The sequence below is a fragment of the Amorphoplanes digitatis genome (assembly GCF_014205335.1).
Taxonomy (GTDB): domain Bacteria; phylum Actinomycetota; class Actinomycetes; order Mycobacteriales; family Micromonosporaceae; genus Actinoplanes; species Actinoplanes digitatus.
Genome location: NZ_JACHNH010000001.1, coordinates 3,110,122 through 3,124,716, shown reverse-complemented (window position 1 = coordinate 3,124,716; position 14,595 = coordinate 3,110,122). Strand labels below are relative to the sequence as shown.

The window sequence follows — 14,595 nt, the reverse complement described above, 5'->3', positions numbered from 1 at the left end:
GTCACCCTCGGGGCGGAGGGTGACCACCGGCAGGCCGTGTGGCCCGGGGCGTGCCCGGTCAGTTCTGCACGAACACCGCCGTCGTGCGGGCCGGCACCCGGAACGCGCCGGTGGCCCGGTCGAACGTCGCCGGCTCGTGCTGTGCCGGGTGCAGGCCGATCGACGCGCCCGAGAGCGCCGGGACCGTCTGGGTCACCGCGGCCGGGGTGGCGTTGAAGACCACCGTTACCGACTTCCAGCGGCGGTCCAGCCCGCGGCCGTCGAGGTGCATCGTGATGACACCGGGTGTCTCGGCCGTGCCCGAGAGCGGGAACGACAGCCGCTTCTGTACCTCCGCCGCCGTCGGCAGGCCGAAGACCGGCGACGACTTACGGATCTCCAGCAGCTCCCGGTAGCGCGCGTCGGCGAGGTTCACCGCGTCGCAGCCGGGCACCAGCGCCTTGTCGGCCAGCAGCGGCTTGGCGTACTGCCACTTGGGCTCGTTGTCGGCCGCCGGGGGCAGGCCGCGGCCGAAGCCGTTGCCCTTGGTGCAGTCCCAGGCGATCTGGTTGAACCAGTCTCCGGAGTTGAACGAGTTGCGGTCGAGCGACTTCGAGCGCAGCCGTTCGCTGCCCGCGGTGACGAAGCCGACGCCCTGGCCGAGCGCCGTGGTCGCCAGCGCCACGGACTGCAGCTTGGCGCGGTCCAGCGCCGGGGTCGCCTGCGGCAGCTTGTACGCGAACGCGTCGTACAGGATCTCGTTGTCGTGCGCGTCCACGTAGGTGATCGCCTCGCCCGGCGCGGCGTTGTATCCCGCCGGTGACCCGTTGTAGTCGACCTGCGCGCCGGTGACCGGCGTGCCCGCGCTGTTGACGAACCGGTACGACGCCAGGTTGCCGCTCAGGCCCACCTTGATCTGGTCCTGGTAGCGCAGCAGCCGGGCCTTCTGCTCCTCGGGCGTCCCGTTGATCGGGTCGCCGTTGGGGGCGGTGAACAGGCCGGAGGCGAAGCCCTGGATCCGCGGGTTGCCGTCGAACGGGCCGCCGCCGCGCACGGCGTCGCGGAGCCGGTCGTTGAACGTCCCGATGCCGGTGCCGGCCATGTTGGCCTGGGTGGCCTGCTCGAAGCGCGCGTCGTTGGCGATCTCGCCGAAGTTCCAGCCCTCGCCGTACAGGTAGATCTTCTTGCCGTCGACGCCGTCCCGGGCCGGGGTGAGCTTGTCGAGCGCGGCCCGCACGGCCAGGATGTTCGCCTTCGGGTGGTGGCCCATCAGGTCGAAGCGGAAACCGTCGACCTTGTACGCCTTGGCCCAGGTGACGATCGAGTCGACGACGAGCTTGCCCATCATCGTGTTCTCCGGCGCGGTGTTGGCGCAGCAGGTCGAGTTCGCCACCGTGCCGTCCTCCAGCAGGCGCTGGTAGTAGCCGGGGACGATCTGGTCGAGCACCGAGTGCGGGTCGGTGCCGGCCGCCGACGTGTGGTTGTAGACGACGTCCATGACCGCACGCAGGCCGGTGCCGTTGAGCCCGGCGACCATCTGCCGGAACTCCTTGGTCCGCGCGGCCGGGTCGACGGCGTAGCCGCCCTCCGGCGTCGTGTAGTGCAGCGGGTCGTATCCCCAGTTGAAGCCGTCCTGCGCGGCGACCGCCGTGACGCACTTCTGCTGCTCGTCGGAGTCCGGCGGCAGCTTCGCCAGGTCACAGGCGGGCTGCTTCTGGTCCGCGCGCTTCTCGGGGATGGTGGCGAAGTCGAACACCGGCAGCAGGTGCACGTGGGTGGTGCCCGCCGCGGCCAGGGACTTGAGCTGCTTCATGCCCGCGGTCCGCGGGTCGGTGAAGGCACCGTAGGTGCCGCGGTGCGCCGGGGGCACCGTCTCGTCGCCGATGGAGAAGTCGCGGACGCTGAGCTCCGAGATCTGGATCCGGCCGGGGGTGTACTCCGGCTTGCGCAGCCCGGACCAGCCCGCCGGCGCGAGCGCCGGGTCGGTCAGGTCGGTGATCCGGCTGTGCGTCGAGTCGGCCGACAGGTCGACCGAGTACGGGTCGGTCACCGACGCCGTCACGACCTTGCCCGCGGCCGGCTGCCACGCGGTGACCCGGTACCGGTAGTACTTGCCCTTCCAGTCCTTGGTGCCGGTCGCCGACCACACGCCGGTGTCGGCGTCGCGGGTCATCGGCACCTGCTTGGCGGTCGCCGCCGGGTCGTCGAAGAGCTCGAGGGCGACGGTACGGGCGGTGGGCGCCCAGACGGCGAGCGTCGGCCGCTTGCCGTCGAAGGTCGGGCCGAGGTCCTCGTCGGCCGCGTCGGCGTAGATGTCGTCGAGGACGCCGGCGGTCTGCACGCCGGTGGCGGAGATCAGCTTGCCCTCGGCGTCGCGCTCGGTGACCGCGACCTGGCCGCGCAGCACGTCCTTGAGCCCGGACAGGTCGCCGGTGCGGAACGCCGGGTACTGCCACAGGTGCGGGTTCTTCGCGCGCTGCGCCTCGGTGAGGCCGTTGCGCCGGGCGGTGAGCCGGACGCTCTCGTGCGGGCCGGCCAGCTCGCCGTCGAGGATGCTCAGGCCGCCCTCGGGCGCCCAGACCAGGTCGTACACGCGGCCGTCGGTGCCCGCGCCGACCGGCTCGAGCGTCGTGCCGGTGCCGGTCTTCCAGGCGATCGTCTCCCGGTCGATCCAGACGGCGTTCGACTTGCTCAGGTCGGCGACGCCGCCGCCGGCCTTGCGCACCACGGGCAGCAGCCGGTCCGGTACGCCGGCGAGCAGCCAGACCTCACGCCCGGCGGCGGCGAAGTCGAGCCGCTGGTCGTCGGGCAGGTCCTTGGCGTCGCCCTTGTGGATGATGTAGTTCAGCCCGGTGGCCCCGGCCGCCAGCGGCACCCGGAACGTCACGCCGTAGTCGTCGGTCGAGGCGGGCGGGAGCGGCGCGGACCAGTCGGTCGGGCTCGCCGCGCCGGACCAGACGTGCATGCCCCACCCGGCGTAGTCGTTGTCGGCGCGGCGGTAGTGGATGACCGCGGTGTTCGGGTCCTGCTCGGCGGCCGGCCCGGTGGTGACGATCGCCGGGTCGCCCTGCTTGAGCCAGATCTCGGGGTTCTTACCGGGGTCGAGGAAGCGGTCCTGCTCGACGTCCTTGACGCCGTTCTTGTCGACCACGATGAATCCGACGTTCTTCGCGCCGGGCTTCAACTTCACCCAGGCGAAGCGCCCGTACGCGTCCACGCCGTCGAACGGCTGCCCGGCGGGCCAGTCGGTGGCGGCCGACGGGTCGATGTCGCCGAACGTGTAGAGCCCCCAGTTGTCGTAGTCGCCCGCGGGGCGCTGGTAGTGCACGATCGCGTAGTCGGGCCCGGCGGTGGTCGCGGGCGTGCCGACCTTGATCTGCGTCGTGGTGGTCGCGAGGCGTCCTCGAACGTCGCGCACCACCGCCTTGTACTTCACCGTGGTGCCGCCGGCCAGGCCGGTCAGGTCGTGGTAGATCCGGTACGGCGCGCGGTCGGCGGTGCCGAGCGGACGCCACGGCCCGTTGCCGACCTGCGCGGCGAAGGTGACCGTGGAGAGGTGGTCGCCGGTGGTCTCGGCGGTGAGCTCGGCGCGGGTCGGCACGAGCGCGCCGGCCGTGGGAGCGGTGAACTTCACGGTGGGCTCGGCCGCCGGTACGGCGACCGGCTTCGCGGCCTTGAGCACCACGGTCGACAGCGCGGGTACCCGCACGGTCAGCTTGCCGTCGGCGCCGGTGGCGGCCGGCGCCGCGCCGCCGTAGACGCCCGCGAAGGAGGCGTTCGGCGTCCAGGTGTCGAGCGTGACGGTCTGCGCGGTGGTCGCGTTGTTGGCGGCGACCACGTACTCGACGTTGGTGCGGCGGTCGATCCGCGAGGTGGCGAAGACGCCGGGGCCGTCGGCCGCGTACCGGGTGATCTGGAGGCCGTCGACGAGCGCCGGGTGGAGCTTGCGCACGTCGGCGAGCGACCTGATGGTCCGGTAGATCGGGTGGTTGCTCTCGTAGTTGGCGCTCGCGTGGGTGCGGTCGGTGCCGATCAGGTCGTCGTCGAGGTACTCGGCCGTCTTGGACGCGAACATGTCCTGGCGGGCGTCCTTGTCGCCGCCGGGGCCGGTGAAGCCCTGCTCGTCGCCGGAGTAGACGACCGGCTGGCCGCGGGTGAGGAACATCAGCTCGTGCGCGAGCTGGTCGCGGCGCAGGTAGGTGGCGGGGTCGGCGGAGCCGCCCTGTATGAACGAGCCGATCCGGCCCATGTCGTGGTTGCCGAGGAAGGTCGGCAGCCGGTCGGCGCCGGTGTCGGGCGAGGTGTAGAGGTCGTCCCGCGCGTAGAGGTCGGAGAGTGCCTTGGCCGTGCCGCCGTCCGCGGTGAACGACTTCGCGGCCGCCTGGAAGGAGAAGTCCAGGGTCGCCGGCAGGCCGCCGCGGCGCACGTAGGTCGACTCGACCTCCTGGTCGGCGCTGTAGACCTCGCCGAACATGAAGAAGTCCTTCTTGCCGGCCTTGCGGGCGGCGGCGTCGATGCCCTCGGCGAACTGCGGCCAGAAGTCCAGGTTCGTGTGCTTGACCGTGTCGAGGCGGTAGCCGTCGATGCCGGTCTTCGCGATCCAGTCGCCGTAGATCTTCGTCATGCCCTTGACGACCTCGGGGCGCTCGGTGAACAGGTCGTCGAGGCCGAAGAAGTCGCCGTACTCGCTGTCCTCGCCGACGAACGTCGAGTCGCCGCGGTTGTGGTACATCGACGGGTCGTTGAGCCAGGACGGCGACTTGGCCCGCGCGTCCTTCGGGTCGATCACCGGGGTGTACGGGTACGACGCGTCGTTGAGCTTCGGGAAGGCCCGGGTGCCGTCGGCGTAGTTGCGGTCCTCGAACGGCCGCCCCTTCGCGTCGGTGTACGGCGAGGTCGGCTTGTCGATGTAGGTGTACTTGTCCTCGGCGTACTTGATGACGTCCGCGGTGTGGTTGACGATGATGTCGAGGAAGATCTTCATCCCGCGCTTGTGCGCGAGCTTGACCAGCCGCTCGAGGTCGGCGTTCGTGCCGAAGTGCGGGTCGACCTGGGTGAAGTCGGTGATCCAGTAGCCGTGGTACCCGGCCGAGATGTCGGCGCCGCGGCCCTGCACGGGCTTGTTCTTGAAGACCGGCGCGAGCCAGATCGCGGTGGTGCCGAGCCCCTGGATGTAGTCCAGCCGGTCGATGATGCCCTGGAGGTCGCCACCGTGGTAGAAGCCCTTGTCGGTGGGGTCGTAGCCGGTCGAGAGCCGGTCACCGGCCAGCCCGCCGTCGTCGTTGGCCGGGTTGCCGTTGGCGAACCGGTCCGGCAGGACGAAGTAGAACTGCTCGGCGGGGGCGGGACGCTGGTCGAAGCCCCAGCTCGCGAGCGCCGCCGCGGTCGGCTCGGCGCCGCTCGCCGCGCGCGCGGGCACGGCGGAGGCCACCGGGAGCAGCACGGCGAGGACCAGCATGACGACGAAGCTCAGACGACGTCTGAGCAGCAGAATTTCCACATTGAGGCCTTCCGATGGGTGGCGACGGACGCACGCTAACCCTCGACGGATGGCCCTTGCAAGACCTTGCAGTAACTGTCGCGTAATTACATCGCATCGCCCCAGTAACAATATGGACATAGGGGCTTCAGTCGGCCGCGCCGTCCGGGCGCAGGTGCACCACCCGCCCCTCGAGCCGGGCGCGCTCCGCGGCCCAGACCACCCGGTGCGTGGCAAGACTTTGCGCCGCATCCGAGGAGATCAGCGCCGGGTCGCCGGCCGCGACCGCGGCCAGGAACGCCTCGGTCAGGCCCCGGTCGCCGCCGGCGTGCCCGCCGGCCGCCGAAGGATCGCCAGCGGCGACCTCGAGGACCTCCTCGGCGCCGGTACGGAAGTCGACGTACCGCAGCCGTACCCCGTCGCCGTCCAGGTAGCCGTGCGTGCCCATGAGCCGCGTGCGGCGGTGCTCCGCCGGCGTGAACGCGCTCATCGTGAACGAGCAGGTCGCGCCGTCCGGGAACGCCATCGACACCTCCTGGTGGTCGACGACGTCGTTGCCCGCGCCGTACACGCAGCGGCCGTACGGCCCGGTGCGCAAAGCGTGCAGCACCGCCGGCCCGGTCGCCTCCTCGGTGACCGCGCCGAGCGGCCAGAAGTGCCGGGCCGGGTCGGCGAGGGCGGCGAGGTAGAGCCGCTTCGCCGAGTACGGGCAGGCCGCCTCCACCCGGCAGTCCAGGCAGCGCTCGGCCGCGCCCTCGGGCCGGTGCTCAGCCCGGAAGTGCGTCAGGCCGCCGAACGAGCTGACCCGCTCCGGGATCGCGCCGAACAGGTGCACCAGCCAGTCGATGTCGTGGCAGGACTTGGTGAGCAGCATCGGGCCGGACTCCTCGGTGCTGCTCCAGTTGCCGCGCACGAACGAGTGCGCCTGGTGCCACCAGCCGACCGGCTCCAGGTGCTGCACGTTGACCAGGCGGCCGATCCGCCCCTCGTCGAGCACCCGCCGCAGCAGCCGGGTGTATGGGGTGTAGCGCAGCACGTGGCAGACCGCGACGATGACCCCGTTGCGCAGCGCAGCGGCGGCGATGTCGGCGGCCTCCGCCTCCGTCGGCGCCATCGGCTTCTCCAGCAACAGGTGGTAGCCCAGGTCGGCGAGCCGGACCGCCGGATCGCGGTGCAGGCGGTCCTGGGTGGCGACGACGGCCGCGTCCGCGAGCCGGCCCGCGCCGGCCAGTTGCGACCAGTCCGCGAAGACCCGGTCCGCGGCGATGCCGAACTCGGCCGCGACGGCCTCGCGGCGCCGCGGGTCCGGCTCGGCGACGGCGACCACCCGGCCCGCACCGGCGGCGACGGCGTGCCGCGCGTACGTCCGGCCGCGCAGCCCGGCACCGACCAGTGCGAGCGTGACAACGGGCCTCATCGGTGCGCCGGGGTGGTCGTGCCGGCCAGCAGTCGCAGCGCCGCGGCGACCGTGCCGGCCATCGCGGCCCGGGCCGGCGCCAGGTACCGGCGGGGATCGACGAGCGCGGCGTCGCCGTCCAGGCTCGCGCGGACCGCGCCGGTGAACGCGCTGTTCAGCGCCGTCCCGATATTGATCTTCACCATGCCGTGCCGGACCGCCGCGACCAGCTCGTCGTCCGGCACGCCCGACGAGCCGTGCAGCACCAGCGGCACCGGCACCGCGGCACGCAGCCGGCCGATCAGCTCGTGGTCGAGCCGCGCGGTCCGGGTGCGCATCGCGTGCGAGGAGCCGACCGCGACGGCGAGCGCGTCGACGCCGGTCGCCGCGACGTACGCGGCGGCCTCGCCCGGATCGGTGCGGGCGCCGGGCGCGTGCGCGCCGTCCTTGCCGCCGATCGCGCCGAGTTCGCTCTCCACCCACAGGCCCCGCCGCCGCCCGCGCCGCACCGCGGCCGCGGTCGCGGCCACGTTGTCGGCGTACGAGCTCGCCGACGCGTCGTACATGACCGAGCCGAAGCCGTGCGCCGCCGCCTGGTCGAACAGCTCGTCGCTCTCCACGTGGTCGAGGTGCAGGGCGACGGCCGCCCGGGACGAGTCGGCGACGGCGCGCGCGGCGGCGGCGATCGGCGCGAGCCGGCCCTGGTGGAAACGGACCGCGTTCTCGCTGATCTGGAGGATCACCGGCAGGCCGGCCTCCTCCGCGCCGGTGACGATCGCCTCGGCATGCTCGACGGTGATCACGTTGAAGGCGCCGACGCCGCCGCCGGCGGCCCGGGCCGCGGCGACGATCTCGGCGGTCGGTGTGAGCATGGCGGTTCCTCTCAGGCGGCCCGGACGCGCACGGCGGGCAGCAGGCGTCGATAGGTCTCGGGGTCGACGGCGCCGGCGAGCGGGGCCGCGACGGCGGCCGCCGACAGGGCCACCGCGTCGGCGAGCAGTTCGGGCCAGGGCGTGCGGTCGCGCAGCCCCCGGGCGAGCGCGGCGACGCAGGCGTCGCCGGCGCCGGTCGGGTTGCCGGTCAGCCGCTCGGGCGGCACGCACCGCCAGGCCTGGTCGCGGGTCAGCGCGAACAGCCCGTCGGGCCCGCGCGAGACGACCACGGCGCGGGCGCCGCAGGACAGGGCCCGGGCCGCGCCGGCCTCGTGGCGCCCGGTGTCCGCCGGCGTCGTCAGGGCGCGCAGCTCGGCGGCGTTCGGCTTGACCAGGTCCGGGCGCCCGGCCAGCCCGTGCCGCAGCGCCGCGCCGCTGGTGTCGAGCACCGAGGGCACGCCGCCGGCGGCGGCGAGGCGCACCAGGGTCGCGTACGCGTCGACCGGGACGCCCGGCGGGAGCGAGCCGCAGAGGGCGACCACGTCGGCGTCGCGGAGCAGGCCGCGGAAGTGGGCGACGAAGGCCGCCCACTCCCCCGGCGTCACCGGCGGGCCCGGCTCCCAGAAGCCGGTCGCGGAAACGTCGTCGGCGACCGCGACCGTGCGCCGGGTCTCGCCGGCGATCGGCGTGAACGCGGCCGGCACCGCGTCGGCGGCCAGCAGCGCGGTGACCCGGCCGCCGGTCGCGCCGCCCAGCAGGCCGGTCGCGAGGACCGGCTCGCCGAGCGCGTGCAGCACGCCCGCCACGTTGAGCCCCTTGCCGCCGGGCCGCTCGGCCACCGCGGAGACCCGGTGGGTGCCGTGCCGGACCAGCTCGCCGACCCGGTAGGTCAGGTCGAGCGCGGGGTTGAGGGTCACCGTGACGATCATGAGGATCAGCAGGCGTTGTAGACGTAGGTGCCGCTGCCGGGCGCGGTGACGTTCACGTCGCGGCGTACCACCGAGCTGCGCGCGCCGATCGCGGCGCAGGCCCGGCGGTAGCCGCCGGAGGTGTACTCGATGGCGATCACGTTGTCGCCGTAGACGTCGGTGAAGTCGCCGCACTCGTCGTACTGGCCGCACTCCTCGGCGATGGCGAAGTCGAGCCCGGCCGCCTTGCCCTCGCCGCCGAGGCCGGTGGTGTTCTTCTGCGCGATCGCCAGGCCCTTGGCGTGCGCGTGCGGCGCGAGCAGCCGCAGGTAGGCGACCGCCTGCGCCTTGGTGAGGTAGCTGGGAAAGCGGTCGTAGGTGTCGATGTTGTCCGGCTCGACGGCTCGGAAGCCGGCCGCGGCGCAGCCGTCGATCCAGCCGTTGACGACGGCGGCGAGGGCCGTCCGCTTCGCCGCCGTGCGGATGTCGAGCACGATCTCGTTCCAGTCGCCGTCGATGACGTACCGGCCGGCGGAGTCGCGCAGCAGCAGGTCGTCGTGGTTCGCCTGCCACCAGGCGACCTCCTGCGGCTGCACCTGGAACGCGTTGACGTAGCAGATGTTGTAGAGGCCGGCGGCGGGCGCGGCCAGCCGGTCGCGGCTGACCACCTGGACGCCGGCGGGCGGGGTGTATGCCGCCCCGATCTGGTAGTCGAACTTGGCGTTGACCGGCGGCAGGGTGACCGCCGCGGCGTCGGCCCGCGGGGCGGCTCCGACGGTGAGGGTGAGTGCGACGACGGCGGCGAACAACGCTTTTCGGGTGACCACGGCTGAGACTCCCAGGGGTGCTCAGGGATCTGCCCCGCCTCGGGCGCCGGAGAGCGCCCTGGCGACCTGGTGCCGGGCTGGGGATTACCGGCTGGGCTGGATCGTTGTCAGCGATTCAACTGATCGAACGCGCAGGTGTCAACTGTCGTTTGTGCGCGTATGGTGCTCTCGACGCCAGTTTGAGGCCCGAAATCGGGCAAGTGCGCAATTCAGATTGTTCATTTGAACAATGGCGAGGGAGAAGCATGGACCTGCTGGTGGTCGGCGACGCCAACCCCGACCTGGTGCTGCGCGGCGACGTGCGCCCGCGCTTCGGCCAGGCCGAGCAGCTGCTGACCGGGGCCGACCTGGTCCTGGGCGGCTCGGCCGCGATCACCGCGGCCGGCTGCGCGCGGCTCGGCCTGGACACCGCGCTGCTCACCGCGCTGGGCGACGACGTCTTCGCGACCGTCACCCGGCGCCACCTCGAGGACCGCGGCGTCACGCTGCTGCTGCGCCCGTCCGGCGGCGCGCCGACCGGGCTGAGCGTGATCCTCGCCCCGGCCGGCGACGACCGGGCCATCCTGACGCTGCCCGGCACCATCCCGGCGCTGCGCCCGCGGGACGTCACCGCCGAGCTCCTGGCCACGACCCGGCACCTGCACGTGGCGTCGCTGTACCTCCAGCCGCGCCTGGCGGCCGGGCTGGCCGGGGTCTTCGCGCGGGCCCGCGCGCTCGGCGTCGGCACCTCGCTGGACACCAACTGGGATCCCACCGGGCGGTGGGCGTCGATCACGGAGATCCTCGCGCACACCGACGTCTTCCTGCCCAACGCCAACGAGCTGCGCGCGGTCACCGGCCGCGACGACCTGGACGAGGCCGCGGCCCTGCTTGTCGCGACGGGCACGACCGTGGTGATGAAGGACGGCGCCGCCGGCGCCCGCGCGTGGTGGCCCGGCGGCGCATGCGCCGCGCCGGGCCGCCCGGTCGACGTGGTCGACACGACCGGCGCCGGCGACAGCTTCAACGCCGGATTCCTGGCCGGGCGGCTCGCCGGCCTGCCGGTCGCCGGCGCGCTCGCGTGGGCGACCGCCGCCGGCTCGCTCAGCACCCGGGCGGCCGGCGGCACCGCCGCACAGGCCACCCGCGCGGAGCTCACCCCTTCAGGCCGGTGAACGTCATGGTGGCGATGAAGCGCTTCTGTGCCACCAGGAACGCCACGATCAGCGGCATCGTGGCGATCACGTTGCCGGCCATCAGCTGCGACCATTCCGTACGCCGGGTGCCCTGGAAGCTCGCCAGCCCGACCTGGAGGGTGAACCGGCTGTCGTCGCTGATCGCCACCAGCGGCCAGAGCAGGTCGTTCCAGCTCGACAGCAGCGTGAACACCGCGAGGGTGGCCAGCGCGGGCCGGGCCAGCGGCAGCACCACGCTGACGAACGTGCGCAGCGTGCCGCAGCCGTCGAGGCGGGCCGCCTCCTCCAGCTCGACCGGCAGCCCGAGGAAGAACTGCCGCATCAGGAAGATGCCGAACGCGGAGGCCAGCCACGGCACGAACGCCGCGGCCAGGGTGTCGACGATGCCGGCCCGGGCGAACATCAGGTACGTGGGGATCATCAGCAGCTGGATAGGGATCATCACGGTCGCGATGATCGCCAGGAACGCGACGCCGCGGCCGGCGAACTTCAGCCGGGCGAAGCCGTAGCCGGCCAGCGAGCACAGGATCAGGTGCGCGGTCACCGCGATCGCCGACACCAGCACGGTGTTGGCGAACCAGCGCACGATGTGCGACTCGGCGAGCAGCGTGACATAGCCGTCGACGTGCAGGCCGGACGGGAGGAACTTCGGCGGGAAACGGTTGATCTCGGAGGCGGTCATGAACGAGGTCAGGACCATCTGCACCAGCGGCAGGACGAAGATAGCGCCAGCGGCATGAGCAGCAGGTGCCAGGGGCTGAACGGCAGCTTGCGCGGCATCAGAAGACCTCCGATCCGCGGCGGCGGCTGTACCAGATGACGCCGACGGTCAGCAGCATCGTCACCGCGAAGAGCAGGTACGCGACGGCGGCGCCGTAACCCAGCCGCTGGGTCTGGAAGGCCAGCTCGTAGATGTAGTAGACGACGGTCTGCGTGCTGTTCATCGGGCCGCCGCGGGTGGTCGTGTAGATCAGGTCGAACAGCTGCATCGCGGTGATGGTCTGCCAGATGGCGACGAAGACGGTGACCGGCCGCAGCTCCGGCAGGATGATGTGCCGGAACACCCGCCACCGGCCGGCGCCGTCGACGGTCGCGGCCTCGACCAGGTCCGGCGGAATGTCCTGGAGGGCCGCGAGGTAGACGACGGCGGTGAAGCCGACCTCGCCCCAGAGCGCGATGACGCAGACGACGAGCAGGGCCTGCCCGGGGCTCTCCAGGAACTGCTGTGCGGGCAGCCCGAGCCGGCGCAGCGCCTCGTTCGCGGCGCCGAACTGCGGGTTGAAGACGAAGCTGGCCAGGATGCCGGTTGCCGCGGCCGACGCGACGTACGGCACGAAGATGCAGGTGCGGTAGAAGCCGATCAGCCGGATCCGCTGGTTCAGCGCGACCGCGATCAGCATGCCCAGCAGGATGGACGCGGGCACGAACAGCAGCGTCAGCACCAGCGTGTGCCGCGCCGCCGCGATCGCGTCCGGGTCCTGCACGATCCGCTGGTAGTTGCGCCAGCCGACGTCGACGGCCGGCGCGATGCCGTTCCACTTGGTCCGGGAGATGAAGAACGCCCAGACCGCCGGGAAGAGGGAGAGGCCGACCACGATCAGCGTCGCCGGCCCGGCGAAGGCCCAGCCGGTGACGTTGCGCCGGGCCGACCGGCCGAGCCTTCCGCGGGGCCGGGCGGCGACGTCCGGGCGGGTACGGGGTGTCGCCGCGAACGTGATCGCCATCAGTCCTCCAGCGCGCCGGCCGATTTGCGGGCCGCCTCGTCGAGGGCCTCCTTCGGTGCGGCCGCGCCCTGGAGCACCGCGGCGATGGCGTCGCCGACGTTGCGCGACATCACCTCGTAGCCGGGCACCGTCGGCCGGGCCTGCTTGGCGTTGGCGAGGTTGTCGAAGAACTTCTGGCCGCCCGGGTACTCCCGGACGTACGCCGCGAACTCGGGCGTGCCCTGCTCGACCGAGCGCAGCGGCAGGTTGCCGACCGCGAGGTTCCACTTCGCGTCGACCTCGGCGCTGGTCAGCCACTTGATGAAGGCGCGGGAGGCGCCGGCCCGGTTGGCGTCGTCGTGGTCGAAGAGCACCCACAGGTCCGGGCCGGAGACGGTCTGGTGGTCGCCGTCGACGCCGGGCAGGACGGCGACGCCGTAGTCGAGCTTGGCGTCCTTGATGTCGAGCAGCGACCACGGGCCGGAGAGCATCATCGCGACGTGGCCGCTGTTGAACAGCGGGCCGTACTTCTGGTCGGTCTGGTCCAGGTACATCGACCTGTCGTCGACGGCCATCGCGCGCAGCGTCTCCAGCGCCTTGACCCCGGCCTCGGAGTTGAAGGCCGGCGTGGTGCCGTCGAGTATCTTGCCGCCGTGCTGCCAGAGCAGCGGCCACAGGTGCCAGGTGGTGTCCTCGCCGCCGGAGACCGAGTACGCGGTCCCGTAGGTGTTCGTCGAGGCGTCGGTGAGCCGCTTGGCCGCCGCCCGGAAGTCCTCCCAGGACCAGTCGTCGGTCGGGTACGGCTGCCCGGCGGCGTCGAAGAGCTTCTTGTTGTAGATCAGCGCCAGGTTGTCGACGAGCGCCGGGATGCCGATCACCTTGCCGTCGGCCGTCGCGACCGCGCGGGCGGCGGCCGGCATCTCGGTCCACGCGAACGCCGGGTCCGCCACGTACGAGGTGAGGTCCTGGGTCCGCCCGCTGGCGCCGAGGTCGCCGGCCCAGTTGCCGTACGCGTACGAGATGTCGGGGTAGCTGCCGCCGGCGAATCCGGCGGAGAGCTTGGTCAGCAGGTCGTCCGTGGTCGGCGCGCCCGGCGAGGTCTTGATCGTCACGTTGGGGTGCGCGGCGTGGTACTCGGCCGCGAGCCGCTCGGCGACCTGCTCGGCCTCCGAGGTCTGGCCGGTCCACCAGGTCAGCTCGACCGCCGCGGCGGGGTCGTAGCCGGCGGCGGCGTCCTTGCCGTCGTCGTCTGAGCCGCCGGTGCAGGCGGCCAGGAGCAGTAGTGCCGCGCTCGTCGCGGCCAGCAGCCGGGCCGGCCGGCCGCGCGGGTGGGTGGTCGTCATCCTGGTGCCTCTCGTCAGGCGGCGTCGGTGAGTACGACTGAGCGGGTCAGCAGGCGGGGACGGTCGGGGTCGAGGCCGCGGTGTGCGGCCAGGGCCAGGGCGAGGCGCTGGGCGAGGATCAGCTGGGCGAGCGGGTCGCGATCGTCGCGGTAGGTGGTGGCGCCGGCCGAGCGGCCGGCGTCGTCCAGCCCGATCGGCACGGCGCCGAACGAGAAGACCAGGCTGCGCGCGCCGGCGACGGCGACCGGCCCGTGCCGGAAGTCCATCGCCGGGTAGGACTCCGAGTACGCCTGCGCCGCCTCGCGGACCTTGAGCGCCGCCTCGTGTGCGAGCCCGACGGTCCAGCCGGTGCCGAGGAAGACCAGGTGGTCGATCGTCGCCGGGTCGGCGGGCAGCGGCGCGGCCAGCGCGGCCCGCCCGTCGGCGACCAGGTGGCCGAGATCCGCGCCGAACGCGGCCCGGGCCAGCGCCAGGACCGTGGTCGGGAAGCGGGTCTGCACGACGCTGCGCTCGTCGGCGAAGTCGAGCAGCAGCCGGCTCTCGGCGAGGCCGTCGACCGGCATGCCGGGCACCGCGGTGACGGCCACCCGGTGTGCGCCCGGCGGCACCTGCCGCAGCGCGTCGAGCACCTCGGTGGAGGTGCCGGAGCGGGTGATCGCCACGACCCGGTCGTAGCGCCTGCGCGGGACGTACTCGGAGGCGCAGACCGCGTCGGTCTCGCCGAGGCCGGCGCCCTCCCGCAGCTCCGCGATGCTCTGCGCCACGAACCAGGAGGTGCCGCAGCCCAGCACCAGCATCCGCGCGCCGGGTGCCGCCAGTTCCCGGCGGGCTTCGGCCGTCTGGGCCAGGGCACGCTCCCAGACGGCGGGCTGGCTGGCGACTTCCGCCGATGTGTCGTTCATGGTCGAGAATT

Annotated in this window: 10 protein-coding genes; 1 reads left to right on the top strand and 9 read right to left on the bottom strand. The window is 72.8% G+C overall.

Annotation, left to right across the window (positions count from 1 at the left end):
* Window positions 1-58: 58 nt before the first annotated feature.
* From pulA to BJ971_RS13430, 5 genes are all read right to left on the bottom strand, one after another.
* A complete protein-coding gene (pulA, locus tag BJ971_RS13450) occupies window positions 59-5,437 on the bottom strand; it encodes a pullulanase-type alpha-1,6-glucosidase (protein WP_184998828.1) in 5,379 nt (1,792 codons plus the stop codon).
* Between the two features lie 169 nt (window positions 5,438-5,606).
* Window positions 5,607-6,875 (bottom strand): Gfo/Idh/MocA family protein, encoded by a 1,269-nt coding sequence (locus BJ971_RS13445; protein ID WP_184993033.1) that lies wholly within the window; start codon window positions 6,873-6,875, stop codon window positions 5,607-5,609.
* Window positions 6,872-7,726, bottom strand: a complete 855-nt coding sequence (locus tag BJ971_RS13440) for a class II fructose-bisphosphate aldolase (RefSeq protein ID WP_184993032.1) — start codon at window positions 7,724-7,726, stop codon at window positions 6,872-6,874. The genes BJ971_RS13445 and BJ971_RS13440 overlap by 4 nt, the downstream gene beginning before the upstream one ends.
* A gap of 11 nt (window positions 7,727-7,737) precedes the next feature.
* A complete protein-coding gene (locus tag BJ971_RS13435) occupies window positions 7,738-8,643 on the bottom strand; it encodes a 1-phosphofructokinase family hexose kinase (protein ID WP_239087640.1) in 906 nt (301 codons plus the stop codon).
* A 17-nt stretch (window positions 8,644-8,660) separates the two neighbouring features.
* Window positions 8,661-9,461 carry an endo alpha-1,4 polygalactosaminidase gene (locus BJ971_RS13430; RefSeq protein ID WP_239087639.1) on the bottom strand — a complete coding sequence of 267 codons (801 nt, stop codon included), beginning with the start codon at window positions 9,459-9,461 and terminating at the stop codon, window positions 8,661-8,663.
* A 245-nt stretch (window positions 9,462-9,706) separates the two neighbouring features.
* On the opposite strand from BJ971_RS13430, the gene BJ971_RS13425 reads away from it, so the two are divergent.
* Window positions 9,707-10,615, top strand: coding sequence for a carbohydrate kinase family protein (locus BJ971_RS13425; protein ID WP_184993028.1), 909 nt, complete (start codon window positions 9,707-9,709; stop codon window positions 10,613-10,615).
* On the opposite strand, the gene BJ971_RS13420 is transcribed toward BJ971_RS13425, so the two are convergent.
* The 4 genes from BJ971_RS13420 to BJ971_RS13405 all read right to left on the bottom strand — a co-directional run bounded on the left by BJ971_RS13420 (window position 10,596) and on the right by BJ971_RS13405 (window position 14,584).
* Window positions 10,596-11,336: a carbohydrate ABC transporter permease gene (locus tag BJ971_RS13420; protein WP_239087650.1), complete on the bottom strand. Its 741-nt coding sequence runs from the start codon at window positions 11,334-11,336 to the stop codon at window positions 10,596-10,598. The genes BJ971_RS13425 and BJ971_RS13420 overlap by 20 nt on opposite strands.
* Before the next feature lie 79 nt (window positions 11,337-11,415).
* Entirely contained in the window at window positions 11,416-12,360 is a 945-nt protein-coding gene (locus BJ971_RS13415; protein WP_184993026.1) for a carbohydrate ABC transporter permease, read from the bottom strand.
* The gene (locus BJ971_RS13410; RefSeq protein WP_184993024.1) at window positions 12,360-13,682 is read right to left on the bottom strand and encodes an ABC transporter substrate-binding protein; all 1,323 of its coding nucleotides are present in this window, start codon (window positions 13,680-13,682) and stop codon (window positions 12,360-12,362) included. Before BJ971_RS13410 ends, BJ971_RS13415 begins: the two co-directional genes overlap by 1 nt.
* Window positions 13,683-13,696: 14 nt before the next feature.
* Entirely contained in the window at window positions 13,697-14,584 is an 888-nt protein-coding gene (locus BJ971_RS13405) for an SIS domain-containing protein (RefSeq protein WP_184993022.1), read from the bottom strand.
* Window positions 14,585-14,595 lie beyond the last annotated feature (11 nt).

Excerpts from the sequence above, each read along its gene's own strand:
- pulA (WP_184998828.1), bottom strand. The coding sequence starts at position 5,437 with ATGCTGGTCCTCGCCGTGCTGCTCCCGGTGGCCTCCGCCGTGCCCGCG.
- BJ971_RS13410 (WP_184993024.1), bottom strand. The coding sequence starts at position 13,682 with ATGACGACCACCCACCCGCGCGGCCGGCCGGCCCGGCTGCTGGCCGCG.
- BJ971_RS13420 (WP_239087650.1), bottom strand. The coding sequence starts at position 11,336 with ATGGTCCTGACCTCGTTCATGACCGCCTCCGAGATCAACCGTTTCCCG.
- BJ971_RS13405 (WP_184993022.1), bottom strand. The coding sequence starts at position 14,584 with ATGAACGACACATCGGCGGAAGTCGCCAGCCAGCCCGCCGTCTGGGAG.
- BJ971_RS13445 (WP_184993033.1), bottom strand. The coding sequence starts at position 6,875 with ATGAGGCCCGTTGTCACGCTCGCACTGGTCGGTGCCGGGCTGCGCGGC.
- BJ971_RS13425 (WP_184993028.1), top strand. The coding sequence starts at position 9,707 with ATGGACCTGCTGGTGGTCGGCGACGCCAACCCCGACCTGGTGCTGCGC.
- BJ971_RS13440 (WP_184993032.1), bottom strand. The coding sequence starts at position 7,726 with ATGCTCACACCGACCGCCGAGATCGTCGCCGCGGCCCGGGCCGCCGGC.
- BJ971_RS13415 (WP_184993026.1), bottom strand. The coding sequence starts at position 12,360 with ATGGCGATCACGTTCGCGGCGACACCCCGTACCCGCCCGGACGTCGCC.